The sequence below is a fragment of the Streptomyces sp. NPDC046261 genome (genome assembly GCF_040646235.1).
Classification (GTDB): domain Bacteria; phylum Actinomycetota; class Actinomycetes; order Streptomycetales; family Streptomycetaceae; genus Streptomyces.
Genome location: NZ_JBEYZU010000005.1, coordinates 126,657 through 151,813, shown reverse-complemented (window position 1 = coordinate 151,813; position 25,157 = coordinate 126,657). Strand labels below are relative to the sequence as shown.

Here is a 25,157-nt window from a genome sequence, read left to right as displayed (position 1 = left end):
TTCAGGAAGAGTGCACGGCGAACACCACCCCAGGGATGATGTCCCGAGTCGCAACGCGGTGACGGGGACGGGGAGGGAGTCGCGGATGCTCGGTTCCATAGGTGTGGACACCATCCGGCAGGCGGCACACGGGGAAAAGCGGGTGGAGCGGCCCGTCGGCGGGGATCCGGTGGAGGTGGTGGCGGGCACCGAAGCGGTCGCCCGGCGGCTGCTGCGACTGTGGCTGAGCGCGGCGGACGAGGTGTGCGTCATGTTGACGGGCAGAGCCGGGGGGTTGACGCAAAGACCCGGCGGCGCCGTCCCGGACGGCGCCCACGCGGTGCCCCACCGCACCGTCGTCGAACACCCTGCCGCCCTCGCGCCGGGCGGTGTGCGCGGCGGACGCCTGCGGGTGGTCGACCGCATACCCGCCGAACTGGTCATCGCCGACCGCCGGGTCGCGCTGCTGCCCCTGCCCTGCGGCCCCGACGGGGCCGCCGCCCTGGTCGTCCACGACGGCCGGCTGCTGAACTGCCTGGTCGACCTCTTCGAGGACGTCTGGCACGAGGGCCGCCCCCTGCGCCCCGGCCTGCCCGCCGCGGGCTGCGCGGGCGCCGTGCCCGGTCCCGACGCCACCGACCTCGCGGTGCTGGCGCTGCTGCTGGCCGGCCTGACCGACGCCAGCGTGGCCAAGCAGCTCGGGCTCGGCCTGCGCACCGTCCAGCGCAGGGTCAAGCGGCTGATGGAGCTCGCCGGGGTGACCACCCGGCTGCAGCTGGGCTGGCACGCCGCCGAGCACGGCTGGACCACGCGCCGCTGACGGGCCCGCCCGCACGGCTCACCGCGGGCTGTTCTCCAGCGCGAGCAGCAGCCGCTTGCGCTCCAGGCCGCCCGCGTAGCCGGTGAGGGAGCCGTCCGCGCCGATCACCCGGTGACAGGGCCTCAGCACGAGCAGCGGGTTGGCTCCGATCGCCCCGCCCACGGCGCGCACGGCGGCGCACGGTGCGCCGATGCGGGCGGCCAGCGCGCCGTAGCTGGTGGTGGCGCCGTACGGGACGGCGTCCAGCGCGTCCCACACCTTCCGGCGGAACTCGGTGCCCTGGACCGCGTAGGCGAGGGTGAAGCCCTGGGCCTGACCCGCGAAGTAGGCCGCGAGCTGCCGTCGTGCCTCCGCGAACGCGCCGTCGTCGCGCCGCCAGTCCGGGCCTGTGGCCGGGGCGTTCTTCTGCCCGGGTACGGACAGGGAGGCGATGGCCGTCCCGCCGGGAGCGGTGGCCGAGGGGAGGCCGGTCAGGAGCAGCCGTCCGAGGGGGCTGTCGAAGTCGGTGTAGAGCATGTCAGATGTCCTTCGGGGTGTCCGGGAGGTGCCCGGGGGCGTTCCACAGGTGGTGCAGGGCGTACGAGCGCCAGGGCCGCCAGCCCTGGGCGTCGCCGGCGGTGGCACCGAGCGCGGCGAGCCCGTGGCGTACGCCCGCGTCGCCCGGCAGGAAGACGTCCGGGTCGCCGAGCGCCCGCATCCGGATGTAGCCGGCCGTCCAGGGGCCGATGCCCGGCAGGGCGAGCAGGTCGCGCTCGGCGGCGTCCCGGTCGGCGCCCGGGTCGAGCCGGACCGAGCCGTCCGCCAGGGCCGCGGCGAGCGTGCGCAGGGCGCGGCGGCGCGCGCCCGGCATGCCCAGCTCGTCGAGGGCGGCGCCGGCCAGCGTGCCGGGGTCGGGGAAGACATGGGTGAGCGCGCCGTCCGGTGCGGCCAGCGGCTTTCCGTAGGCGGCCACGAGCGTGCGCGCGAGCCGCGCGGCCGCGGCCACCGACACCTGCTGGCCCAGCACGGCCCGTACCGCCAGTTCGTCGGCGTCCGCCGCGCCGGGCGAGCGCAGCCCCGGGCGGGCCGCGACCAGGGGCCGCAGCCGGGGGTCGGCGCCGAGCCGCTCGGCGACGGCGTAGGGGTCCGCGTCGAGGTCGAAGAGCCGTCGCACGCGCTGCACGGCCGTCGACAGGTCGCGGGGGTCGGTGAGGTGGAGGCGGCAGTCGAGCCAGTCGCCGCGCCGGGAGCCGGCGGGCCGCGGTTCGTGGACCTCGGCGACGCCGGTGCCGTACGGCAGCCTCAGGGTGCGGCGGTAGCGGCGGGCGCCGCTCTCGCCGGCCATCTCCTCGATGCCGGTGATGACCCGGCGCTGGAGGAAGTCGAAGACCTGGCGGGCCGCGTAGGGTCCGCGGTGGGCGAGCCGCAGCGGGATGCCGCCCGGCGCGCCGTCGCCGGTGCGCCGGTGGGCGGGGCGGGCCCGCAGCTCGCTGGGGGTGCGGGCGTAGATCTCGCGGATCGTGTCGTTGAACTGCCTGACGCTCGCGAAGCCCGCCGCGAAGGCGATCTCCGTGACCGGCAGGCCGGTGGTCTCGAGCAGCACCCGCGCGGTGTGGGCCCGCCGGCTCCGCGCGAGGGCGACGGGGCCCGCGCCCAGTTCCCCGATGAGGCTGCGGTGCACATGGCGGGAGCTGTAGCCGAGGCGGTCGGCGAGGCCCTCGACGCCTTCGCGGTCGACGACTCCGTCGCCGATCAGCCGCATCGCGCGGCCGGCCAGGTCGGCCCGTACGTTCCACTCGGCGGAGCCGGGGGCGGCGTCGGGCCGGCAGCGGCGGCAGGCGCGGAAGCCGGCGCCCTGGGCGGCCGCGGCCGAGGGGTAGAAGCGCACGTTGACGCGCTTGGGGGTCACGGCGGGGCAGCTCGGGCGGCAGTAGATGCCGGTGGTGGCCACGGCGAAGTAGAACTCTCCGTCGAAGCGCGCGTCCCGGCTGCTCACCGCCTGGTAGCGGGAGTCGTCGAGCTGTCTCGCGAGGTCCGTCATGCGTTCCAGTCTGCGCCACGCACGGGGTCGTCACTGGCGGAAAACGGACATGGCCCTCGCCCGGGGGCGAGGGCCATGGTGTGGGGCCGGCTAGTGGGCGCCGCCCCTCTTGTGGGCCGCGATGTGCCGTCCGGCGGTCACCTTCAGCTTCCACTCGCGGCGCATCTCCGCCCGCAGCCGGGCGTCGGTGCGGGCCGCGATGTGCGCGTTCTCGCGGAGCAGCTTGCGGTAGCTGTCCAGGCGCCGCTGGGGCAGTGCGCCGCCGGCGACCGCCTCGAGGACCGCGCAGCCCGGCTCGGACGCGTGGCCGCAGTCCTGGAAGCGGCAGTCGGCCGCGAGCGCTTCGATCTCGGAGAAGGTCTGCGCGACGCCGCCCTCGGCGTCCCACAGCCCCACGCCGCGCAGCCCGGGGGTGTCGATGAGGACGCCGCCGCCGGGCAGCGGCAGCAGGTTGCGCGTGGTGGTGGTGTGCCGTCCCTTGCCGTCCCGGTCGCGCGCGGCCCGCACGGCCTGGACGTCCTCGCCGACGAGGGCGTTGGCGAGGGTGGACTTGCCGGCGCCGGACTGGCCGAGCAGCACGGAGGTGCCGCCGGCCAGCACGGCGGCGAGGACGTCGACGCCCTCACCGGTCTCGGCGCTGACGGCCAGCACCTGTACCCCCGGCGAAGCGGCCTCGGTGTCGGCGATCAGGTGGCCCAGGACGTCGGGCCCGGGGACGAGGTCGGCCTTGGTGAGGACGACGAGCGGCTCGGCGCCGCTCTCCCAGGCCAGGGTCAGGAACCGCTCGATCCGGCCGAGGTCGAGCTCGAGGGCGAGCGAGACGGCGACGACGGCGTGGTCGACGTTGGCGGCGAGGACCTGGCCCTCGGACCGCTTGGAGGAGGTGGACCGTACGAAGGCCGTGCGGCGCGGCAGCAGTGCCCGTACGTATCCCCCGGCGGGGTCGACGACGGCCCAGTCGCCGGTGCACATGATGTTCAGCGGGTCGCCGGTGGTGACGAGCGCGGTGTCGGCCAGGACCGTGCGGACGCCGTCGCCGTCGGGGACGACGAGGTCGCAGCGGCCGCGGTCGACGCGGACGATCCGCCCGGGCACGAGGCCGTCGGCGGCGTGCGGGGCGAAGCTGTCAGCGAACCCCGCGTCCCAGCCGTAGGCGGTGAGGGGGTGTGCGGCGTTGAGCTCGGACAAGACTGTGGTCCTTCGGGAGGGAGGTGGAATGAATCTGCTTCCGAGTGCGGGCGGTGCCCGTTGCCGTGACAGTCATCGCGTACTCACCTCCTGTGGGGACCTTGTACTGGTGCGGCGATCGTAGGGGGGCCAGGTGCCCCCTCGCCAAGGGTTTTTTTACTCCCGCCGGGTCGGCTTGGCGTGTTTGGGCTGGTAGTCGGGCTTCTGGATGCGGGAGCGGACGTCGTCGTGCGGCAGGAACTGGGCCCAGCGCTCGGGGAATTCCGAGGGGGGTTCGCGGTCCTGGCCCATGACGCCGTCGTCCACGGGCTCCTCGAAGGGGTCGTCCTCGAGCTCGTGCACCAGCGCCAGCGCGGCGCGTTCGGCGGCCGCCTGGGCCGCGGCGGCCTCGCGCTGGCGGTCGACCTCGGCGCGGGCGGCGGCGGTGGCGACCGACGGCCAGACGCGGTCCAGCGCGGCGTTGACCGCGGCGCCGACGAGCACCGCGAAGGCGGAGACCCCGATCCACAGCAGTACGGCGACGGGGGCGGCCAGGGAGCCGTAGATCGTGACGCCTTCGACCGTGTGCGTCAGGTACAGGCGCAGCAGGAAGCTGCCGAGCACCCACATGCCCAGGGCGACGAGCGCTCCGGGGATGTCCTCGGCCCAGGGCGAGCGCACCGGTACGGACACGTGGTAGAGGGTGGTGAGGAAGGCGATGGACAGGACGATGACGACGGGCCAGTACAGGAACCGCACGACGTCCGCGCTCCACGGCACGATGTCGACGACGGCCTCGGGCCCGGCCACCATCAGCGGCAGGGCGACCGCCCCGACGACGAGCGCCACGACATAGAGGAGGAAGGCCAGCAGCCTGGTCTTGACGATGCCGCGCTTGCCCTCCAGCCCGTACATGATCGTGATGGTGTCGACGAAGACGTTCACGGCCCGGGAGCCGGACCACAGGGCGACGGCGAAGCCGACCGAGATCAAATCCGGGCGGCCGAGCTTGATGACCTCCCGCACCAGGGGCTGGGCGATCTCCTCGGTGCCCTTCTCCGACAGGACCGCCGCGGAGGCGGTGAGGATGTTCTGCTGGATGGCGCCGATGGTGTCGGTGCCGGTCCAGTCGTCGAGGTAGCGGAGCAGGCCGAGGAGGCCGAGCAGCAGCGGCGGCAACGACAGCAGGGTGAAGAAGGCGGCTTCGGCGGCGAGGCCGGTGACGCGGTACTCCATGCAGGAGTTGACGGTGTCCTTCAGGAGCAGCCACGTCATCCTGCGTTTGGAGACATTTCGGTACAGAGCCCTGGCCCTGTGGAGCCGGCCGACCTGCCGGGCCGAATGTTCTTTTGCTGCCTGCACGCCCTAACCGTATCGGCCGCGGGCGGGTCGGTTCATCCGGCGGCCCGGCGGGCGGAGGCACGGACACCGCTGGTGGGAGGCCGCGGAGGGTGGTGCTGCGCCGACTCGGCACCACCCTCCGGCCGCTCGACGTCAGCCTCCGCCCGGAGCGGGTGCGCTCGCAATGGTTGCATCGCGTTGCAATATCGCCGATGCCCCGGCGCGGAGAGCCCTCCGCCGGGCACCATTGCAGCGTGAAGCGCATACCAATCGACGCGGGGCTGCTTCCCGCCATCCGGGAGGCGGCCCTCGCCGGCTCGCGACCCCCGGCGCGGCCCAGGCCGGTGATCGGACAGTCGTGGCACCGTGTGCGCCGCCACGGCGTGGACCCGGACAACGGGCGGCCGGTCCCGCTGATCTCGGCCGAGGAGGTGGAGCACCGCCGCCACACCTCCCCGCTGGGCGAGCTGTTACCGCAATTGCGCGAGGGGCTGCTGGAGGCGGCCGACGCCGTGCGGCACCTGATCGCCGTCACGGACACGGAGGGCCGGGTGCTGTGGCGGGAGGGCAGCGCGGGGGTGCGCAGATCCGCCGACCGGCTGGGCTTCGAGGTGGGGGCCTCCTGGACTGAGGAGCTGGTGGGCACCAACGGCATCGGGCTGGCGCTGGTGGAGCGCCGGCCGGTGCAGGTGCACTCCGCGGAGCACTTCGTCCGCTCCCATCACGCCTGGACGTGCGCGGCGGCGCCGTTGCACGATCCGCGCGACGGGCGGCTGCTGGGGGTGCTGAACGTCAGCGGGCCGGCGCCCGCGTTCAATCCGGCGACGCTGGCGCTGGTGACCGCCGTCGCCAAGGTGGGCGAGGCGGAGCTGCGCGCCCGGCACTGGGAGTCCGTGGACCGGCTGCGCACGGTCGCCGCGCCGATGCTGGCGCGGCTGCCCGGCCGGGCGCTGGCCGTGGACCGGGACGGCTGGACGGCGGCGGTGACGGGCATGGCCCCCGTCGGCCGGGTGGTGCTGCCCCGGTCCGTGCGCCCCGGCCGGGTGTGGCTGCCCTCGCTGGGGCCGTGCCTGCTCGAACCCCTGCCGGACGGCTGGCTGGTGCGGCTGGAGGAGGGCCGGGGCGAGGACGCCCCGCCGAGCCGGCTGGTGCTGGACCTGCGCCGGCCCCGCGAGTGGACGGTCACCGTCTGCGGCGCGGCGGGCGATTGGTCGCACGAGCTCAGCCCGCGCCACGCGGAGCTGCTGTACGTGCTGGCCCGGCACCCGGCCGGGCGGACGGCCGCGGAGCTGGCGGCGGATCTGTTCGGCGACCCGACGCGCACGGTGACGGTGCGGGCGGAGCTGTCGCGGATACGGCGCACGCTGGCGGGGGTGCTCAGCCACCGCCCGTACCGCTTCGCCGACGGCCTGGAGGTCCGGCTGCTGGCACCACGCCAGGCCGGGGACCTGCTGCCCGCCTCCACGGCGCCGGCGGTGGTGGCGGCGCGGCGGGGGCCGGCGACGGATTAGGGCGGCGACCGTGGTTGGCTTCGGTACATGAGCGACAGCACGACGAGGGTGACCACCTGGTCCATGGAGCAGACTTCGCCGGCCGACCTGCGGCCCGCCCGCGTTCCGGACGCTTCGTCCGGGATCCGGATCGAACGGGCGGAGGTGCCCTCGCCGGAGTTCAGCCGTTTCCTCTACACGGCCGTGGGCGGGGAGCTGAGCTGGACGGACCGGCTGCCGTGGTCGTACGAGCGGTGGCGGGCCCATCTGGAGCGGCCCGGCGTCGAGACCTGGGTGGCGTACGAGCACGGGACGCCGGCCGGGTACATCGAGCTGGATCCGCAGCCCGAGGGGGCCGTCGAGATCGTCTACTTCGGTCTGATGCGGCAGTTCCAGGGCCGCGGCATCGGCGGGCACCTGCTGGCGTTCGGGACGGCGCGGGCCTGGGACCTGGCCGAGCGGTGGCCGGAGCGGGAGCCCACCAAGCGGGTCTGGCTGCACACCTGCAGCAAGGACGGGCCGCACGCGCTGGCCAACTACGGGCGGCGCGGCTTCCGGGTGTTCGAGACCCGGACCGAGGAGGAGCCGGACATCCCCGCGCCCGGTCCCTGGCCCGGCGCCCACCAGGCCGGCACGCACTGAGCCGCACCCGAGACCACCACAGAGGCCGTCCCGCCATTCGGGACGGCTTTTCTCATTATACGGACAACAGTGGACTGGCCGAAGAGCGCCATGCCACGCTTCCCCCATGTCCCGTGCTGGAATCGCCTTGGTGAGTCGGCGTCACGTCGATCTCTGCCGCATGTCCAGCGCCATCTGTCCGGCGGGCTGACAGTCACAGCACCACCGCCGCTCCACCTCTCGTCGCCGCTGCCGCCGACGAGGGTTTCCCCCTCCCTTTTCCCATGCCCTCCTTAGGCACGCATGCGGACTTTAAGGACATTTCGCCATGGCTGACTCCCCTTCCGCCTCCCCCGCCGCCCCGCCCCGGCGCAAAACCGGCCGCCACCGCGGCGAGGGCCAGTGGGCCGTCGGCCACTTCACGCCCCTCAACGCCAACGAACAGTTCAAAAGGGATGACGACGGTCTCAATGTGCGGACACGCATTGAGACGATCTACTCCAAGGCCGGCTTCGACTCCATCGACCCCAGCGATCTGCGGGGGCGGATGCGCTGGTGGGGTCTGTACACCCAGCGCAAGCCCGGCATCGACGGCGGAAAGACCGCCGTCCTGGCGCCGGAGGAGCTGGACGACGAGTACTTCATGCTGCGGGTGCGCATCGACGGCGGCCGGCTGACCACCACGCAGCTGCGCGTCATCGGCGAGATCTCCCAGGAGTTCGCGCGCGGCACCGCCGACCTCACCGACCGGCAGAACATCCAGTACCACTGGATCCGGATCGAGGACGTGCCGGAGATATGGCGGCGGCTGGAGGCCGTCGGCCTCTCGACCACCGAGGCATGCGGCGACACGCCCCGGGTCATCCTCGGCTCGCCGGTCGCCGGGATCGCCGAGGACGAGATCCTCGACGGCACCCCGGCCATCGAGGAGATCCACCGCCGCTTCATCGGCAACCCCGACTTCTCCAACCTGCCCCGCAAGTTCAAGTCGGCCGTCTCCGGATCACCGCTGCTGGACGTGGCGCACGAGATCAACGACGTCGCCTTCGTCGGCGTCCGGCACCCCGAGCACGGCCCGGGCTTCGACCTGTGGGTGGGCGGCGGCCTGTCCACCAACCCCAGGATCGGCGTCCGGCTGGGCGCCTGGGTGCCGCTGGAGGACGTGGCGGACGTCTACGGCGGCGTCATCGGCATCTTCCGCGACTACGGCTACCGGCGGCTGCGCAACCGCGCCCGGCTGAAGTTCCTCCTCGCCGACTGGGGTCCGCAACGGTTCCGCCGCGTGCTGGAGGAGGAGTACCTCGGCCGCCCGCTCACCGACGGCCCGGCCCCCGACCAGCCCGTGGAGCGCTGGCGCGACCACGTCGGCGCGCACCGGCAGAAAGACGGCCGCTTCTACGTGGGCTTCGCCCCGCGCGTCGGCCGCGTCGACGGCGCCACCCTCACCAAGATCGCGGCACTCGCCGAGGAGCACGGCTCGGGCCGGCTGCGGACCACCGCCGAGCAGAAGATGATCGTCCTCGATGTCCCCGGGGAGCAGGTCGCCTCGCTGGTGGCGGGCCTGGAGGCGCTGGACCTGCGGGTCGGCCCCTCCCCCTTCCGGCGCGGCACGATGGCCTGCACCGGCATCGAGTTCTGCAAGCTCGCGATCGTGGAGACCAAGGCACGCGGCGCCTCGCTCATCGACGAACTGGAGCGGCGCCTGCCGGACTTCGACGAGCCCCTGACCATCAACATCAACGGCTGCCCCAACGCCTGCGCCCGCATCCAGGTCGCCGACATCGGCCTCAAGGGCCAGCTGGTCGTCGACGACGACGGCCACCAGGTCGAGGGCTTCCAGGTGCACCTGGGCGGCGCGCTGGGCCTGGAGGCCGGATTCGGCCGCAAGGTGCGGGGGTTGAAGGTGACCTCCGCACAGCTGCCCGACTACGTCGAGCGCGTGCTGCGGCGCTTTACGGAGCAGCGCGCGGACGGCGAGCGCTTCGCGCAGTGGGTGACGCGTGCCAGTGAGGAGGACCTCTCATGAGTGAGCGTGCCGCGCCCTTCCACTGCCCGTACTGCGGTGACGAGGACCTGCGCCCCGGCGAACAGGGCCACGGCGCCTGGGAGTGCGGCGCCTGCAACCGGGCCTTCAAGCTCTCCTTCCTCGGGCTCCTCGCCCGGGGCCTGGCCAAGGGGGGCCCTGATGAGCGGGCATGAGCGGCTGGCCGAGCGGGCGGGCCGCGAGCTGGAGGACGCGCCGGCGCAGGAGATCCTGCGCTGGGCGGCCGAGACCTTCGCCGAGCGCTTCTGCGTCACCTCCTCCATGGAGGACGCGGTGGTCGCCCACCTCGCCTCCCGCGTCCTGCCCGGCGTCGACGTGGTCTTCCTGGACACCGGCTATCACTTCCCGGAGACCATCGGGACCCGGGACGCCGTGGCGGCGGTGATGGACGTCAACGTCATCACCCTCACCCCGCGCCAGAGCGTCGCCGAACAGGACGCCGCGTACGGGCCGGCGCTGCACGAGAGGGACCCGGACCTGTGCTGCGCGCTGCGCAAGGTCCGCCCACTGGAGGAGGGGCTCACGGCCTACGACGCCTGGGCGACGGGCCTGCGCCGCGACGAGTCCCCCTCCCGGGCGGGCACTCCGGTCGTGGGCTGGGACGCGCGCCGACGGAAGGTGAAGGTCTCGCCGATCGCCCGCTGGACGCAGGCCGATGTGGACGCCTACGTCGCGGAGCACGGCGTGCTCACCAATCCGCTGCTGACGGAGGGCTACGCCTCCATCGGATGCGCGCCCTGCACCCGGCCGGTCGCCGCGGGCGAGGACGCGAGGGCCGGCCGCTGGGCGGGGCGCGGCAAGACCGAGTGCGGGTTGCACGGATGACAGGGAACGGGGTGCAGGTGATGAGTGGGGCCACGGTTTGGCTCACCGGGCTGCCGAGCGCGGGCAAGACGACGATCGCCCGGGCGCTGGCGGCGCGGTTGCGTGCGGAGGGGCGCCGGGTGGAGGTGCTGGACGGGGACGAGATACGGGAGTTCCTCTCGGCCGGTCTCGGCTTCTCCCGCGAGGACCGCGACACCAACGTGCGGCGGATCGGCTTCGTCGCCCGGCTGCTGGCCGCGCACGGCGTGACCGTGCTCGTACCGGTCATCGCGCCGTACACGCACTCGCGCGAGGCGGTCCGCAAGCACCATCAGGAACACGGCACCGGGTATGTGGAGGTGCACGTGGCGACGCCGGTGGAGGTGTGCTCCGTACGGGACGTCAAGGGCCTGTACGCGCGGCAGGCGGCGGGCGAGCTGTCCGGGCTGACGGGGGTGGACGACCCGTACGAGGCGCCCCTCGACCCGGATCTGCGTGTCGAGGCGCACGAGCAGAGCGTCACGGAGTCGGCGGCGGCCGTGTACGAACTCCTGGCCGGGCGGGGGCTGCTGTGAGCGAGAGCCCCTACGCCCTGACGCATCTGGACGCCCTGGAGTCCGAGGCGGTGCACATCTTCCGCGAGGTGGCGGGGGAGTTCGAACGGCCGGTGATCCTGTTCTCCGGCGGCAAGGACTCGATCGTCATGCTGCACCTGGCGCTGAAGGCGTTCGCGCCGGCGGCGGTGCCGTTCTCGCTGCTGCACGTGGACACCGGGCACAACTTCCCCGAGGTCCTGGCCTACCGCGACCGCACGGTCGCCGAGCACGGCCTGCGGCTGCACGTGGCGTCCGTCCAGGAGTTCATCGACGACGGGCGGCTGCGCGAGCGCCCCGACGGCACCCGCAACCCCCTGCAGACCGTTCCCCTGCTGGAGGCGATCGGGGCGCACCGCTTCGACGCCGTCTTCGGCGGCGGCCGCCGGGACGAGGAGAAGGCGCGCGCGAAGGAGCGCGTCTTCTCGCTGCGCGACGAGTTCGGCGGCTGGGATCCGCGCCGGCAGCGCCCGGAGCTGTGGCAGCTGTACAACGGCCGCCACTCCCCCGGCGAGCACGTGCGGGTCTTCCCGCTGTCGAACTGGACCGAGCTGGACGTGTGGCAGTACATCGCCCGGGAGAAGATCGAGCTCCCGGCCATCTACTACGCCCACGAGCGCGAGGTGTTCGCCCGGAACGGCATGTGGCTGGCGCCGGGCGAGTGGGGCGGCCCCAGGGAGGGCGAGCGGACCGAGAGACGGCTGGTGCGCTACCGCACGGTCGGCGACATGTCCTGCACCGGGGCCGTCGACTCCGGCGCGGTGACGATCGAGGAGGTCATCGCCGAGATCGCCGCGTCCCGGCTCACCGAGCGGGGCGCGACAAGGGCCGACGACAAACTGTCGGAGGCCGCGATGGAGGACCGCAAGCGCGAGGGGTACTTCTAGCCATGAGCCAAACGATCGACCCGGCGGCGACCTCGCTGCTGCGCTTCGCCACCGCCGGCTCGGTGGACGACGGCAAGTCCACGCTGGTGGGGCGGCTGCTGCACGACTCCAAGTCGGTGCTGTCGGACCAGCTGGAGGCCGTAGCCCGCGCCTCGCGGGGCCGCGGGCAGCGGGAACCGGACCTGGCGCTGCTGACCGACGGGCTGCGCGCGGAGCGCGAGCAGGGCATCACCATCGACGTCGCGTACCGCTACTTCGCCACCCCGCGCCGCCGGTTCGTCCTCGCCGACACCCCCGGGCACGTGCAGTACACCCGCAACATGGTCACCGGCGCCTCGACCGCCGAGCTGGCCGTGGTGCTGGTCGACGCCCGCAACGGCGTCGTCGAGCAGACCCGGCGGCACGCCGCCGTCGCGGCGCTGCTGCGCGTGCCGCATGTGGTGCTGGCCGTCAACAAGATGGACCTCGTCGACTACGCGGAGCCCGTCTTCGCCGCCATCGCCGGGGAGTTCACGGCGTACGCCGCCTCGCTCGGCGTGCGCGACGTCACCGCGATCCCGATCTCGGCCCTGGCCGGCGACAACGTGGTGACGCCCTCGGCGCACATGGACTGGTACGGCGGCCCGACCGTGCTGGAGCACTTGGAGAGCGTCCCCGTCGTCGCCGACCCCACCGGCGACCCGGCCCGCTTCCCCGTCCAGTACGTCATCCGGCCGCAGACGCCCGGGCACCGCGACTACCGCGGCTACGCCGGCCAGCTGGCCTCCGGGGTGCTGCGGGTGGGCGAGTCCGTCACCGTGCTGCCCTCGGGACAGGTCAGCACCATCGCCGGCATCGACGCGCTGGGCGCGAGCGTGGACCTGGCGTGGGCACCGCAGTCGGTGACCGTGCTCCTGGCCGACGACCTCGACGTCTCCCGCGGCGACCTGATCGCCCCCACGGCCGGCGCGCCCGTCCCCACCCGGGACGTCGAGGCGACCGTCTGCCATGTGGCCGACCGGCCGCTGCGGACCGGGGACCGGGTGCTGCTCAAGCACACCACCCGCACGGTCAAGGCGATCGTGAAGGACATCCCCTCGCGGCTGACGCTGGACGACCTGTCCCAGCACCCCGCCCCCGGCGAGCTGGCCGCCAACGACATCGGCCGCGTGGTGCTGCGCACCGCCGAGCCGCTGGCGCTCGACGCGTACGCCGACTCCCGGCGCACCGGCTCGTTCCTGCTCGTCGACCCGGCGGACGGGACGACGCTGACGGCGGGCATGGCGGGCGAGGCGGCAGGCGCTTTCGGGGCGGGGGCGCCGCGGGCGGGCGCCGACGACGAGGGCTGGGACTTCTGAGATGTCTGCTGCCGCTCGCTCCGGCCGCCGTCGTGCCCTGGTGGCCGCGGCCGTCCTTGCGCTGCTGGCCGGTCTGCTCGGGGCCTGTGGGTACGGGTCGCAGAAGGACGCCTCGAACGCCGGGGTGAAGGTCGCCGCCGAGGGCCGGAAGCTGTCCGCCGACACCGTGCGCATCGGCTACTTCCCCAACATCACCCACGCCACGGCGCTGGTCGGCGAGCGGGAGGGGCTCCTGCAGAAGGAACTGGGCGGAACCCGGCTCAGGTCGACCACCTTCAACGCCGGGCCGTCGGAGATCGAGGCGCTCAACGCGGGCTCCATCGACATCGGCTGGATCGGCCCGTCGCCGGCGATCAACGGCTATGTGAAGTCCAGGGGCAAGAGCCTGCGGATCATCTCCGGCTCCGCCTCCGGCGGTGTGAAGCTCGTGGTGAACCCGGACCGGATCTCCTCGCCCGACGACGTCAGGGGCAAGCGCATCGCCACCCCGCAGAAGGGCAACACCCAGGACGTGGCCTTCCTCCACTGGATCGCGGAGAAGGGCTGGAAGGTCGATCCGCGCAGCGGCAAGGGCGATGTGTCCGTCGTCCGCATGGACAACAAGGTCACGCCCGACGCCTTCGCGTCCGGTTCCGTCGACGGCGCCTGGGTGCCGGAGCCGACGGCCTCCCGGCTGGTCTCGCAGGGCGGCAAGGTGCTGCTGGACGAGAGCACACTGTGGCCGGACGGGAAGTTCGTGATCACCAATGTGGTCGTGTCGCAGAAGTTCCTCGCCGCGCACCCGGACGTGGTCGAGGCCGTGCTGCGCGGCTCGGTGCGCACGAACGCCTGGATCGCGGCGAACCCTCGGAAGGCGAAGGCTTCGGCCAACGCGGCGCTGAAGCGGCTCTCCGGCAAGGAGTTGCCGGCGGAGGTACTCGATGCGGCGTGGCAGTCCATCGCGACGACCGACGACCCGCTGGCGGCGACGCTGCGGGCCCAGGCGGACCACGCGGTGGCGGCCGGGCTGCTCGAGCGGCCGGATCTGTCCGGCATCTACGACCTGACGCTGCTCGAGAAGGTGCTCAGGGCCGAGGGCAGACCGGCGGTCGGCGCCGCGCCGTCCGGCAGGCGGTGAGCGTGTACACGGCAGTAGGGGCGCGCATGCCCGTCCGCACTCAAGGAGGTGACCGGATGACCCCGGCGTTGACCACCGCGACCTCCGGCACGGCCGTCGACGACGACACACCGGCGGCCGTCCGGATCGAGAACGTCCACAAGAGCTACGGCCGCCCGGGCGCGGACCGGCCCGTCCTCGACGACATCACGCTGGAGGTGCGGCCCGGTGAGTTCGTCTGTCTCCTGGGGGCGTCCGGCTGCGGCAAGTCCACGCTGCTGAACCTGGTCGCGGGGCTGGACCGGCCGTCCGCCGGGACCATCGAGGTGCCCGGCGGCCGGCCCGCGCTGATGTTCCAGGAGCACGCGCTGTTCCCGTGGCTGACGGCGGGCCGCAACATCGAACTGGCCCTGCGGCTGCGCGGGGTGCCCCGGGGCGCCCGGCAGGCGGAGGCCGAGCGGCTGCTGGACCTCGTCCGGCTCGGCGGCTCGTACGGCAAGCGCGTGCACGAGCTGTCGGGCGGCATGCGCCAGCGCGTCGCCCTGGCGCGGGCGCTGGCGCAGGACAGCCGTCTGCTGCTGATGGACGAGCCGTTCGCGGCGCTGGACGCCATCACCCGGGACGTGCTGCACCACGAGCTGACCCGTATCTGGTCCGAGACGCGGCTGTCGGTGCTGTTCGTGACGCACAACGTCCGCGAGGCGGTGCGGCTGGGCCAGCGGGTGGTGCTGCTGTCGTCCCGGCCGGGCCGGGTGGTGCGCGAGTGGGAGGTCGGCATCCCGCAGCCGCGACGCATCGAGGACGCGGCGGTGGCCGACCTGTCGGTGGAGATAACCGAGGAACTGCGTGGGGAGATCCGCCGCCATGGCCGGGCTTGAGAGCACCAAGGTCGCCGAGGGCGACCTCGCCGGCCTGGAGGCCGGACTCGACGCGCTGGACGCGGTCCAGGTCAAGCGGACACCGCTGCGCCAGGTGCTGCTGCAGAAGGTGCTGCCGCCCCTGGTGGCCGTGGTGCTGGTGCTGGCCGTGTGGAAGCTGCTGGTGCTGGCGGAGGTCACCGACGACTACAAGCTGCCCGACCCGGCCGCGGTCTGGGGCGATCTGCGCGAACTGTGGCTGAACGGCACGCTGCTGTCCATCATCTGGACCAGCGTCTCGCGCGGGCTGCTGGGTTTTCTCGCCGCGCTCGCCCTCGGCACTCCGCTGGGGCTGCTGGTGGCCCGGGTGCCGGTGGTACGGGCGGCCCTCGGGCCGATCCTGTCGGGGCTGCAGTCGCTGCCGTCGGTGGCCTGGGTGCCGGCGGCCGTGATCTGGCTGGGCATCACGGACGCGGCGATGTACGCGGTGATCCTGCTGGGCGCGGTGCCGTCCATCGCCAACGGCCTGGTCTCCGGCATCGACCAGGTGCCGCCGCTGTATCTGCGGGCGGGCCGCACGATGGGCGCGACGGGGGTGCGCGGGGCGCGGCACGTCCTGCTGCCGGCGGCCCTGCCGGGCTACATCGCGGGGCTCAAGCAGGGCTGGGCGTTCTCGTGGCGCTCGCTGATGGCGGCCGAACTCATCGCCTCCTCCCCGGATCTGGGGCTGGGCCTGGGGCAGTACCTGGAGAACGCCCGTACCGACTCCGACATGCCGGGGGTGCTGCTGGGCATCCTGCTCATCCTGTTGGTCGGCATCGCCATCGACCTGATCGTCTTCAGCCCGCTGGAACGCCGTGTGCTGCGCACGCGCGGCCTGGCGACGCGGTAGGGCCGGGCCATGGCCCTGCTGATCGTCGCGCACGGCAGCCGCGATCCCCGGCACGCGGCGACCGTCGCCGCGCTGCGCGCCCGGCTCGCGGCCCGGCGGCCGGGGCTGCGCGTGGCGGCGGGGTTCCTGGACTTCTGCGCGCCGGGCGTGGAGGAGGTGCTGGCCCGCCTGGCCGCGGCGGGTGAGCGGGAGGTGACCGCGGTGCCGCTGCTGCTGACCCGCGCCTTCCACGCCAAGTCCGACATCCCCGCCGTCCTGGAGCGGGCGAGGGCCGCGCTGCCGGGCATGACGCTACGTCAGGCGGGCGTGCTCGGACCGTCCGCGCTGCTGACGGCCGCGCTGGAGCGGCGGCTGTACGAGGCCGGGGTGTGCCCCGGCCAACGGGGCTCGACCGGGGTCGTCCTGGCCTCGGCGGGCTCCTCCGACCCGGAGGCGAACGCGGTGATCGCTGACATCGCGCGGGAGTGGTGGCACACCGGTTGGTGCGCCGTGCGGCCCGCGTTCGCCTCCGCTTCCCCGCCGCGCACCGAGGACGCCGTGCGCGCGCTGCGCGCGGAGGGGATACGCCGGGTGGCGGTGGCGCCGTACGCCCTGGCTCCCGGACGGCTGCCGGACCGCATCGCCGCGGGCGCCCGGGCCGCGGGGGCCGATGTGCTGGCGGAGGTGCTGGGGCCGGCGCCGGAGGTGGTCTCGCTGCTGCTGCGGCGGTACGACGAGGTGTCCGACACCTCGGCGGCTGTCGCGCTGTCCGGGTGAGCACCGGCGACACCTTCGGCACCGCCCACGGGAACGGCCGGCCGCCACGCCCGTGGGGGTGGGCGTGGCGGCCGGTGGCACGGGACCGTACCAGGGGTCAGCGGGCGGTCCGCAGCTCCGCCTCGATGAGGTCGGCCGCATACGGAGTGCCGCCCTCCGCCGCGAGCTCGGCCTTCAGCTCCGCCGAGCGCGCGGCCACCGCGGGGTCGCCGGTCAGGGACAGCACCGCTTCCCGCAGCGCCGCCGCCGTGGCCTCCTCCGTCGGCAGGTGCCGGGCGACGCCCAGCTCCTGAAGGATGGCGGCGTTGCCGAACTGGTCGACGGCCTGCGGCACCGCGACCATGGGAACGCCGCAGGCCAGGCCCTCCTGGGAGCCGCCCATGCCGGCGTGTGTGACGAAGGCGTCGGCCTGCTTGAGGACGGCGAGCTGGGGGACCCAGCGGCTGACCTCGAAGTTGGCCGGTATCTCGCCCAGTTCGCCGAGGCCGACGTGCTTGCCGATCTGCAGCACCACATGCCAGCCCGGCAGGTCGCCGAACGCCTCGATGCACTCGCGGTAGAAGCCGGGCTGCTTGGTGAACGTCGAGCCCAGGGAGATGAGCAGGACCTTCTCCGCGTCGGCGGGGCGCTGCCAGTCACCCTCGTCCGCGCGGTCGCCCTGGCAGGGCCCGGTGAAGGTGGTGACCGTCTCGTCGACCCGGTCGGCGTGGGGCTGCATGGCACGCGGGATGACGGCCAGGCACCGGTCGGGCCGGCCCTTGAAGGTGTCGGGGTCCAGGGGGACGCCGTTGCCGCGCAGCCACTCGGTGAAGCGCTCGTAGTAGGCGATGCCGCGGGGGGACCGCTTGATCGGCTCGATCATCGCGGCCGCCACCTCCTCCTCGTAGCCCTCCCAGGCCACCAGGTTCGGTGACAGCTGGACGATGGGCACGCCCCAGCGGTGGGCGAGGACGCGGGCGGGGTAGGCGGTGATGTCGTACAGGACCAGGTCCGGCTCGTCGCCCTCGTACGCCTTGGTCAGTTGCGGCAGGACGTGGATGGCGTCGTCGAGGAACAGCTCGAAGTGGTCGAGCAGCTCCGATCCCCAGGCGTCGGGGTCCTCGCCGGTGGGCAGGGTCGATTCGTAGATCTTCGGCTCGGCGCCGGTGCCGGCCACGACGTCGGCGAAGGAGGCGGGAATGGCGTAGGTGACCCGGTGGCCGCGGGCGACCAGTTCCCGGATGACGTCGAGGCTGGGGTTGACGTGGCCGGAGGCGGCGATGCTGAACATGGCGATATGGGCGGGCCGAACGGCGGCGGGAGCAGTCATGCGCACACTCTAAACAAGACGATACGTCTCGTTCAATGGTTTTATTCGCGCCACCTCCCTCCCGTACCGGCCACCCGGTGCCGCCCCACCCGCCGCCGGAGGGGACACTTGCCGTGATCGGCGGGAATCGCAGGGCACGGAAGGCAGGATGTGGCGGACGTGGCGGACGTGATGGGCGGGGCATTCACGGAACAGCGGGCACGCGCGCTCCTCGCCGCTGCCGGGACGCCGCTGCCGGCGGCCGACGCGGAGCTGCTCGCCCTCGGCGAGAACGCGGTCTTCGCCGCCGACGGCCTCGTCGCCAAGGTCGGCCGGGACGCCTCCCTGCGCGAGCGCGCCGACCGGGAGCTGCGCATCGCCGCCTGGCTCGCGGAGAGCGGCATTCCGGCCGTACGGGCGGCCGAGCCGCGGGTGCGGGTCGCCGACGGCCATCCGGTCACCCTGTGGCACCGGCTGCCGGCGGCCGTGCGCCCGGCGGACCCCGCCGACCTGGCCGCACTGCTGCGGCAGGTCCACGCGCTGCCCGAGCCCGGCTTCGCGCTGCCCCGCCGGGAGCTGCTCGGCGGAGTCGAACGGTGGCTGCGGCTGGCCGGGGACGCGATCGACCCGGCCGACGCCGACTATCTGCGCGAGCGCCGGGACGGCTTCGCCGCCGCGGCCGCCGCGCTGACGCCGCGTCTGACGCCGGGCCCGGTCCACGGCGACGCGCTCCCGCGCAATGTCCACGTCGGACCGGACGGACCGGTCCTGGTCGACCTGGAGACGTTCGCCACCGACCTGCGCGAGCACGACCTGGTCGTCATGGCCCTCAGCCGCGACCGGTACGGGCTGGCCCCGGAGTCCTACCACGCCTTCGTCCACACCTACGGCTGGGACGTGCGGGAGTGGGACGGCTGCGCCGTGCTGCGCGGGGCGAGGGAGACGGCGAGCTGCGCCTGGGTAGCCCAGCACGCGCCGGGAAACCCGGCGGCGCGGGCGGAGTTCGCCCGCCGGGTCGCCTCCCTGCGGGACGGCGATCCGGCGGTGCGCTGGTACCCCTTCTGAGCCGGCTACCCCTTGCGGCCCCTGCACCCCTGGACCCCGGTCAGCAGGGGCCGGCGGCGGGGAAGCTGCTCCGGGGGCCGTCGAAGGTGGCGTCCACGCGGGTCACCTGGCCCTGCGTGAACATGAACATGGCCGCGTCGTCGACATAGTCCATGTAGTTCATGAACATGTCGCCGTGGGGGGCGTTGCCGCAGGAGACCTGCGGATAGGCCGGGCTGCCGAAGTTGGGGCCGCCCTGGTTGGGGGTGTCGGCGACGAAGTCGCCGCCGCTGCAGCCGGTGCCGTCGTCGCCCCAGATGTGGAACAGGTTGAGCCAGTGCCCCACCTCGTGGGTCGTGGTACGCCCGAGGTCGAACGGCGCGGTCGCGGTGCCGGACGTGCCGAACGCCGAGTGCAGGACGACCACGCCGTCGGTGGCGGCCGGACCACCGGGGAACTGGGCGTACCCCAGGAGCGACTCGCCCAGCGGGCAGACCCAGATGTTGAGGTAGCGGTCGGCGGGCCAGGCGTCGTGGCCGCCCTGCGCGGTGAACTTCACCGAGTCGTCGGTGGGGAACTCCGTCACCTCCGTCCGGGTACGGGTGATGCCCGTGGTGGGCCGCCCGTCGGGGTCGACCGTGGCCAGGCGGAACTCCACCCGGGCGTCGGCCGCCAGCGGCCGCCATACGTCCGGCGCCCGGCCGACGTCCGCGTTGCGCCTGCGGAAGTCCGCGTTGAGGACGGCGATCTGACTGGTGATCTGCGCGTCGTCGATGTTCTGCTCGTCGGTGTGGTGGACGACGTGCACGACGACGGGAAGGCAGGTGATGCCGGTGCGGGCCGGCCGCTCCATCCCTCGTTCGTAGGCGAACGCCCGGTTCTCCACGGCCGCCCTGGCGGCGGCGTAGGCGGAGTTCTCGGTGAGCAGCCTGCGGTGGACCGTCATGGTCGCGCAGAGTCTGCGCCCGGGCGGCCGGGGCGTGGGGGGCTGGTTCTCGGGCATGCTGCGCCCTCCTCGGATCGCCGTGCGAACACGGCAGGACGGTGAAGGCGGGCCCGGTACGGATTACCGTAGACCCGCACAGCCCCGACATCTAGGGACATCGCAGAACCCGCAGGAAGTACACAGCGGGATTCCATATTGGGGGAAACCCGGGTAAACCCTGGTGGTTCCGGGTGATTTCGGAGGTGCATGAGGCATGAACGAGCCAGCGGGGCCCACCGGGCCGGAGCGGCCCCCGGCCGGCCCGCCCGACGCCCTCTTCCGGCGCTGGACACACTCCCGCGAGGAGGACGGCGACGGTGTGACGGTCTACCGGCCCGGCGGCTACGCCTTTCCACCCGCCCGCGGCCGGCGCGGGATGGAGTTCGCCGCGGACGGCACCTTCGTCGACCACCCCATCGGGCGGGGCGACGCCCCGGACGCGGTGCGCGGATCCTGGCACACCGAGGACGGCCGGCACCTCACCCTCTCCTTCCCGGGCACCGGCCGGGCCGGCCGTCTCCTGGAGATCCTCGCCTGCGACCCCACGCTGCTCAGGCTGCGGGAGTGACGGGCCCGGGGGCGCCAGGCGCCGGCGCCCCCGGTCAGCGCAGCGGCCAGGACCCGTCGACGACGGCCCGCGGATCCCCCTGGCGGCGCAGCCACTTCTGATAGCCCTCGGCCCACTCGCCGTACCAGCGCACCTGCTCGCGGTGGAGCTCCCACAGCCCCGCCTCCGCTATGCGGGAATGGCGTGCGGCTATCGCCCGGGCCACGCGCACCGCCGCCAGCGCGTCCGCGCCCGCCTCGTGCGCCTCGTCGAGGACCACGCCGTACTCCCGGCAGACCGCCTCCAGCGTGCGCCGGCCCTTGCGATAGCGGTCGACGGCCCGGTCCATGGTGTACGGATCGATAACCGGCCCCACCGTCGGCGCTTCCCCCGGCGCCCCCAGCGCCCCGCCCAGCCGCTCATCCAGCGGGCGCAGGCCGTGCCGGCGCAGCTCCGCCTGGAGCAGGCTGAGGTCGAAAGAGGCGTTGTAGGCGACGACCGGGACGCCCAGCGCCCAGTGCCCGGTCAGCGCGTCCGCGATCTCCTCCACCACCTCGCGGGCCGGGCGGCCCTGCTCGGCGGCCCGTTCGCCCGTGATGCCGTGGATGGCGGCGGCCTCGGCCGGGATGGGGACGCCCGGGTCGGCCAGCCAGTGCAGGCCGCGCACCGGTTCACCGCCCTTGGTCTCCACGACCGCGGCCGTCACGATCCGGGCCTGCGCGGGATCGGTGCCCGTCGTCTCCAGGTCGAAGCCGATCAGCGCTTCCTCGTGCCACGCCATGGCGGTTCCCCCTTCGGTGGTGCTTCCCCCGTCTGGTGCACCAGCCTGCCACGCGCCACTGACAACGGTCCGGGTCCCGCCCGCTGCCGAGGGGTCGTCAGGAGTCAAAAGGAGGCGGTCAGGACACGGGCCGCGAGTCGCTCCACACGCCCTCGAACTCCTCGCGGTAGGTCTCGAAGAGCCCGCCGGTGTCGTCGCAGGGCCGGCCCTGGCGCAGCACGTCCCGGTTCCCGCCGCGCAGCACGAGCACGGGGGACTCCATGCCGCGCGCCTTGCGCAGGTAGGACTGGACGACGGCGAGCCCGTCCGCGCCGTCGCCGTTGACGAGGTAGGCGGTGAAGCGCGGGGTCTCGTCGAAGACGCGGATCTCGAAGGCGGCGGTGTCGCGCAGCCGGTCGCGCACGCGCCGCATGTGCATGATGTTCATCTCCACGGACCGGCTCATCTCGCCCTTCTTGATCCCCAGTTCCCGCTCGCGGCGGCGTACCGCGCTGCTGGCGGGGTTGAGGAAGAGCAGGCGGGCGCGGCAGCCGGATTCCGCCAGGCGCACCAGGCGCCGGCCGGAGTAGTTCTGCACGAGCAGGTTCAGGCCTATGCCGACCGCGTCGAGGCGGCGGGCGCTGCCGAAGAGGTCCTCCACGGGCAGCTGGCGTTGCAGGCGCACCCGGTCGGGGTGGACGCCGACGACGTCGGCGTAGCGGTCGCCGACGAGGTCCTCGACGGCGTCGATGGGCAGCCGGTCGGCGGAGGAGGCGCCGCCACCGCCGAGGATGTCCAGCAGGCGGGCGGAGGCCCGCTCGGCCTGGGCGAGGACGGCCTCGGAGAGCGCGCGGTTGCGGGAGACGACGTTGCGGGCCACCTCCAGCTCGTCCAGTGCGAGTTCGAGTTCGCGCCGGTCGTCCAGGTACGGCTCGAAGCAGGGCCAGTGCTGGACGAGCAGCTCGCGCAGCTGCGGCAGGGTGAGGAAGCTGAGGACGTTGTCGTCGGCCGGGTCCAGCAGGTAGCCCTTGCGGCGGCTGACCTCGCGGACGGCGACGGCCCGCTGCACCCACTCCTGGCCGGCGGGCCCGGCGGCGGCGACGACCCACTCCTCCTCGCCGTGCACCGGTTCGTAGACCGGGCGCAGCACGGCGGCGACGACGACGCGCAGCCGCTGTTCGACGAGGTTCAGCCAGATGTAGGCCCGGCCCGCGCGGCGGGCGCGGGTGCGCACCTCGCCCCAGGCGCCGGCGTCCCAGTCCAGTTCCGCGCCGATCTCCCTCGGGCGGGTCAGGGACACCACGCCCGGTGATGTGTCGGTGGATCCGTCACCCTCGGGACCTCCGTCCCCAGGGGGCAGCTCCAGCCCGCCCGAGCTCACCAGTGCACCGCCTTCCGCCCCCGTCCAACGATCAAGGCAGACTACTGTGCGGGCGGGAGGCGGTGCACGCGCCCGCCGGGCGCCTTCCGGTCAACTGAGGTGTCCGACGTGCCTGTTGTTCCGGGGCCCGGTGGCGGGAGTGAGCTGATTCATAGCCGGAAGGGTGGCTCTCACCCGGTCGGCGGAGCCGGGGAGGGGTGGCGGCGGCTTCCGGCCGGGGTTTTGGGGAAGATCTGCGGAAAGGGCCGCCCGGGGTGGAAGACTGGCGCTCATGCAGGTCTGGCCGGGACAGGCGTACCCACTCGGCGCCACGTACGACGGCGCCGGGACCAACTTCGCGGTCTTCTCCGAGGCCGCCGAGCGGATCGAGTTGTGCCTGCTGCACGAGGACGGCTCGGAGACCGCCGTGGAGCTGCGTGAGAGCGACGCGTTCGTGCGTCATGCCTATCTGCCCGGCATCATGCCGGGGCAGCGCTACGGCTTCCGGGCGCACGGGCCCTACGAGCCGGAGCGGGGGCAGCGCTGCAATTCCGCCAAGCTGCTGCTCGACCCCTATGCGAAGGCGGTCAGCGGGGAGATCGCCTGGGGCGAGGAGGTCTACGGCTATCGCTTCGGGCGGCCGGAGAAGCGCAATGACATGGACTCCGCGCCGCACATGATGACGTCCGTGGTGGTCAATCCGTACTTCGACTGGGGGGACGACCGGCCGCCGCGCACGGACTACCACCGTACGGTCATCTACGAGGCCCATGTGAAGGGCCTGACGATGCTGCATCCGGCGCTGCCGGAGGAGGTGCGCGGGACGTACGCGGCGCTGGCGCATCCGGCGGTGATCGAGCACCTGACGGAGCTGGGGGTCACGGCGATCGAGCTGATGCCGGTGCATCAGTTCGTGCACGACCACCGGCTGGTGGACGCGGGGCTGGCGAACTACTGGGGCTACAACACGATCGGCTTCTTCGCCCCGCACAACGCCTACGCCTCGTGGGGCGACCGGGGGCAGCAGGTGCTGGAGTTCAAGTCGGCGGTGCGTGCCCTGCACGCGGCGGGCATCGAGGTGATCCTGGATGTGGTCTACAACCACACGGCCGAGGGCAATCACCTGGGGCCCACGCTCTCGTTCCGGGGGCTGGACAACGCCTCGTACTACCGGCTGGCGGACGATCCGCGCTACTACATGGACACCACCGGTACCGGCAATTCGCTGCTGATGCGCAGCCCGCACGTGCTGCAGCTCATCATGGACTCGCTGCGGTACTGGGTGACCGAGATGCGGGTGGATGGATTCCGGTTCGATCTGGCGGCGACGCTGGCCCGGCAGTTCCACGAGGTGGACCGGCTCTCGTCCTTCTTCGACCTCGTACAGCAGGATCCGGTGGTCAGCCAGGTGAAGCTGATCGCCGAGCCGTGGGACGTGGGCGAGGGCGGCTATCAGGTCGGTAACTTCCCGCCCCTGTGGGCGGAGTGGAATGGCAAATTCCGCGATACGTCCCGGGACCTGTGGCGCGGGGAACCGGCCACGCTCGCGGAGTTCGCCTCGCGCCTGACCGGCTCCTCCGACCTCTACCAGGGCGACGGCAGGCGCCCGCTGGCCTCCATCAACTTCGTCACCTGCCACGACGGCTTCACCCTGCACGACCTGGTGGCCTACAACGACAAGCACAACGAGGCCAACGGGGAGAACAACCAGGACGGCGAGAGCCACAACCGCTCCTGGAACTGCGGGGCCGAGGGCGAGAGCGAGGACCCCGCGGTCCTCGAGCTGCGCGAGCGGCAGATGCGCAACTTCATCGCCACCCTGCTGGTGTCGCAGGGCGTGCCCATGCTCAGCCACGGCGACGAGTTCGCGCGCACGCAGCACGGCAACAACAACGCCTACTGCCAGGACAGCGAGCTGTCCTGGGTGCACTGGCCGCACCCGGACGACGCCTCCGCCGACCTCGCGCGCCGGATGCTGCGCTTCACCCGTTCCCTGGTCTGGCTCCGCCGCGACCACCCCGTCTTCCGCCGCCGCCGCTTCTTCCACGGCCGCCCGGTGCAGGGCACCCACGACAAGCTCTCCGACATCGCCTGGTTCACCCCCGAGGGCGAGGAGATGCGGGACGGCGACTGGCAGGCCGCTCACGCCCGGTCGCTGACGGTCTTCCTCAACGGCGGCGCCATCTCCGAGCCGGGCCCGCGCGGCGAGCCCATCGTCGACGACTCCTTCCTGCTGATGTTCAACGCGCACGACCAGCCCCTCGACTTCGTCGTGCCCATGAATCACGGCAGGCAGTGGCAGGTCGTCGTCGACACCGCCCGCCCCGACGGCGCCGCCGCCGACGGCCCCAAGGTGCCGGCCGGCGCCCGGCTGACGCTCGCCGACCGCAGCCTCGCGGTGCTGCAGCGGCCCGTCTGACCGCCGGAGAACGGAGCGGGCCTGCAGCATGAGGCCGAGTTGTGGGTACG

At 73.3% G+C, this 25,157-nt stretch carries 25 protein-coding genes; 17 read left to right on the top strand and 8 right to left on the bottom strand.

All coding sequences use genetic code 11. From position 1 onward, the window contains the following. Positions 1-85: 85 nt before the first annotated feature. Positions 86-799 carry a winged helix-turn-helix transcriptional regulator gene (locus ABZ956_RS12060; protein ID WP_361890833.1) on the top strand — a complete coding sequence of 238 codons (714 nt, stop codon included), beginning with the start codon at positions 86-88 and terminating at the stop codon, positions 797-799. Between the two features lie 18 nt (positions 800-817). Here the strand turns inward: ABZ956_RS12060 and ABZ956_RS12055 are convergent, their stop codons facing one another. From ABZ956_RS12055 to ABZ956_RS12040, 4 genes are all read right to left on the bottom strand, one after another. Further along, positions 818-1,315: a methylated-DNA--[protein]-cysteine S-methyltransferase gene (locus ABZ956_RS12055; RefSeq protein WP_361890830.1), complete on the bottom strand. Its 498-nt coding sequence runs from the start codon at positions 1,313-1,315 to the stop codon at positions 818-820. Between the two features lies 1 nt (position 1,316). Further along, positions 1,317-2,819, bottom strand: coding sequence for an AlkA N-terminal domain-containing protein (locus tag ABZ956_RS12050; RefSeq protein WP_361890827.1), 1,503 nt, complete (start codon positions 2,817-2,819; stop codon positions 1,317-1,319). Positions 2,820-2,909: 90 nt separating this feature from the next. Continuing rightward, positions 2,910-4,007 (bottom strand): ribosome small subunit-dependent GTPase A, encoded by a 1,098-nt coding sequence (gene rsgA, locus ABZ956_RS12045; RefSeq protein WP_361890824.1) that lies wholly within the window; start codon positions 4,005-4,007, stop codon positions 2,910-2,912. 156 nt (positions 4,008-4,163) lie between these two features. Further along, positions 4,164-5,348, bottom strand: coding sequence for a YihY/virulence factor BrkB family protein (locus tag ABZ956_RS12040; protein WP_361890822.1), 1,185 nt, complete (start codon positions 5,346-5,348; stop codon positions 4,164-4,166). A 233-nt stretch (positions 5,349-5,581) separates the two neighbouring features. On the opposite strand from ABZ956_RS12040, the gene ABZ956_RS12035 reads away from it, so the two are divergent. The 13 genes from ABZ956_RS12035 to ABZ956_RS11975 all read left to right on the top strand — a co-directional run bounded on the left by ABZ956_RS12035 (position 5,582) and on the right by ABZ956_RS11975 (position 16,704). Beyond that, on the top strand, positions 5,582-6,838 hold the full coding sequence (locus ABZ956_RS12035; RefSeq protein WP_361890820.1) for a GAF domain-containing protein: 1,257 nt from the start codon (positions 5,582-5,584) through the stop codon (positions 6,836-6,838). A gap of 27 nt (positions 6,839-6,865) precedes the next feature. Beyond that, the gene (locus ABZ956_RS12030; protein WP_361890817.1) at positions 6,866-7,459 is read left to right on the top strand and encodes a GNAT family N-acetyltransferase; all 594 of its coding nucleotides are present in this window, start codon (positions 6,866-6,868) and stop codon (positions 7,457-7,459) included. Positions 7,460-7,565: 106 nt separating this feature from the next. After that, positions 7,566-7,649: a putative leader peptide gene (locus tag ABZ956_RS12025; protein WP_360907560.1), complete on the top strand. Its 84-nt coding sequence runs from the start codon at positions 7,566-7,568 to the stop codon at positions 7,647-7,649. 117 nt (positions 7,650-7,766) lie between these two features. Continuing rightward, entirely contained in the window at positions 7,767-9,464 is a 1,698-nt protein-coding gene (locus ABZ956_RS12020) for a nitrite/sulfite reductase (protein WP_361890815.1), read from the top strand. Next, positions 9,461-9,637 carry a hypothetical protein gene (locus tag ABZ956_RS12015; RefSeq protein ID WP_361890812.1) on the top strand — a complete coding sequence of 59 codons (177 nt, stop codon included), beginning with the start codon at positions 9,461-9,463 and terminating at the stop codon, positions 9,635-9,637. The genes ABZ956_RS12020 and ABZ956_RS12015 overlap by 4 nt, the downstream gene beginning before the upstream one ends. Next, positions 9,624-10,307, top strand: coding sequence for a phosphoadenylyl-sulfate reductase (locus ABZ956_RS12010; RefSeq protein WP_361890809.1), 684 nt, complete (start codon positions 9,624-9,626; stop codon positions 10,305-10,307). Before ABZ956_RS12015 ends, ABZ956_RS12010 begins: the two co-directional genes overlap by 14 nt. Positions 10,308-10,327: 20 nt before the next feature. After that, on the top strand, positions 10,328-10,861 hold the full coding sequence (gene cysC, locus ABZ956_RS12005) for an adenylyl-sulfate kinase (protein WP_361890806.1): 534 nt from the start codon (positions 10,328-10,330) through the stop codon (positions 10,859-10,861). Further along, a complete protein-coding gene (gene cysD, locus ABZ956_RS12000) occupies positions 10,858-11,766 on the top strand; it encodes a sulfate adenylyltransferase subunit CysD (protein WP_361890804.1) in 909 nt (302 codons plus the stop codon). The genes cysC and cysD overlap by 4 nt, the downstream gene beginning before the upstream one ends. 2 nt (positions 11,767-11,768) lie before the next feature. Continuing rightward, positions 11,769-13,103: a GTP-binding protein gene (locus ABZ956_RS11995; RefSeq protein WP_361890801.1), complete on the top strand. Its 1,335-nt coding sequence runs from the start codon at positions 11,769-11,771 to the stop codon at positions 13,101-13,103. A gap of 1 nt (position 13,104) precedes the next feature. Beyond that, positions 13,105-14,220 carry an aliphatic sulfonate ABC transporter substrate-binding protein gene (locus ABZ956_RS11990; RefSeq protein ID WP_361890798.1) on the top strand — a complete coding sequence of 372 codons (1,116 nt, stop codon included), beginning with the start codon at positions 13,105-13,107 and terminating at the stop codon, positions 14,218-14,220. Between the two features lie 56 nt (positions 14,221-14,276). Further along, complete coding sequence (locus ABZ956_RS11985) at positions 14,277-15,077, top strand: ABC transporter ATP-binding protein (protein WP_361890795.1); 801 nt, start codon at positions 14,277-14,279, stop codon at positions 15,075-15,077. Continuing rightward, complete coding sequence (locus ABZ956_RS11980) at positions 15,064-15,948, top strand: ABC transporter permease subunit (RefSeq protein WP_361890792.1); 885 nt, start codon at positions 15,064-15,066, stop codon at positions 15,946-15,948. The genes ABZ956_RS11985 and ABZ956_RS11980 overlap by 14 nt, the downstream gene beginning before the upstream one ends. Before the next feature lie 9 nt (positions 15,949-15,957). Next, positions 15,958-16,704 carry a sirohydrochlorin chelatase gene (locus ABZ956_RS11975; protein WP_361890789.1) on the top strand — a complete coding sequence of 249 codons (747 nt, stop codon included), beginning with the start codon at positions 15,958-15,960 and terminating at the stop codon, positions 16,702-16,704. Positions 16,705-16,801: 97 nt separating this feature from the next. On the opposite strand, the gene mgt is transcribed toward ABZ956_RS11975, so the two are convergent. Beyond that, the gene (gene mgt, locus ABZ956_RS11970) at positions 16,802-18,013 is read right to left on the bottom strand and encodes a macrolide-inactivating glycosyltransferase (protein ID WP_361890786.1); all 1,212 of its coding nucleotides are present in this window, start codon (positions 18,011-18,013) and stop codon (positions 16,802-16,804) included. A gap of 171 nt (positions 18,014-18,184) precedes the next feature. Between mgt and ABZ956_RS11965 the strand changes: the two genes are divergently transcribed. Then, the gene (locus ABZ956_RS11965) at positions 18,185-19,057 is read left to right on the top strand and encodes an aminoglycoside phosphotransferase family protein (RefSeq protein WP_361891443.1); all 873 of its coding nucleotides are present in this window, start codon (positions 18,185-18,187) and stop codon (positions 19,055-19,057) included. A 40-nt stretch (positions 19,058-19,097) separates the two neighbouring features. Here ABZ956_RS11965 and ABZ956_RS11960 read toward each other — a convergent pair whose 3' ends face one another. Then, positions 19,098-20,039: a zinc metalloprotease gene (locus ABZ956_RS11960; RefSeq protein ID WP_361890783.1), complete on the bottom strand. Its 942-nt coding sequence runs from the start codon at positions 20,037-20,039 to the stop codon at positions 19,098-19,100. Between the two features lie 196 nt (positions 20,040-20,235). Here ABZ956_RS11960 and ABZ956_RS11955 point away from each other — a divergent pair, with 196 nt between their 5' ends. Continuing rightward, entirely contained in the window at positions 20,236-20,589 is a 354-nt protein-coding gene (locus tag ABZ956_RS11955) for a hypothetical protein (RefSeq protein ID WP_361890780.1), read from the top strand. A 34-nt stretch (positions 20,590-20,623) separates the two neighbouring features. Here the strand turns inward: ABZ956_RS11955 and ABZ956_RS11950 are convergent, their stop codons facing one another. Both ABZ956_RS11950 and ABZ956_RS11945 read right to left on the bottom strand, forming a co-directional pair. Then, complete coding sequence (locus tag ABZ956_RS11950; RefSeq protein ID WP_361890777.1) at positions 20,624-21,349, bottom strand: 3'-5' exonuclease; 726 nt, start codon at positions 21,347-21,349, stop codon at positions 20,624-20,626. Positions 21,350-21,467: 118 nt separating this feature from the next. Then, positions 21,468-22,709 (bottom strand): SAV2148 family HEPN domain-containing protein, encoded by a 1,242-nt coding sequence (locus tag ABZ956_RS11945; RefSeq protein WP_361890774.1) that lies wholly within the window; start codon positions 22,707-22,709, stop codon positions 21,468-21,470. Between the two features lie 271 nt (positions 22,710-22,980). Here ABZ956_RS11945 and glgX point away from each other — a divergent pair, with 271 nt between their 5' ends. Next, positions 22,981-25,107 carry a glycogen debranching protein GlgX gene (gene glgX, locus ABZ956_RS11940; RefSeq protein ID WP_361890771.1) on the top strand — a complete coding sequence of 709 codons (2,127 nt, stop codon included), beginning with the start codon at positions 22,981-22,983 and terminating at the stop codon, positions 25,105-25,107. Positions 25,108-25,157: the final 50 nt, after the last annotated feature.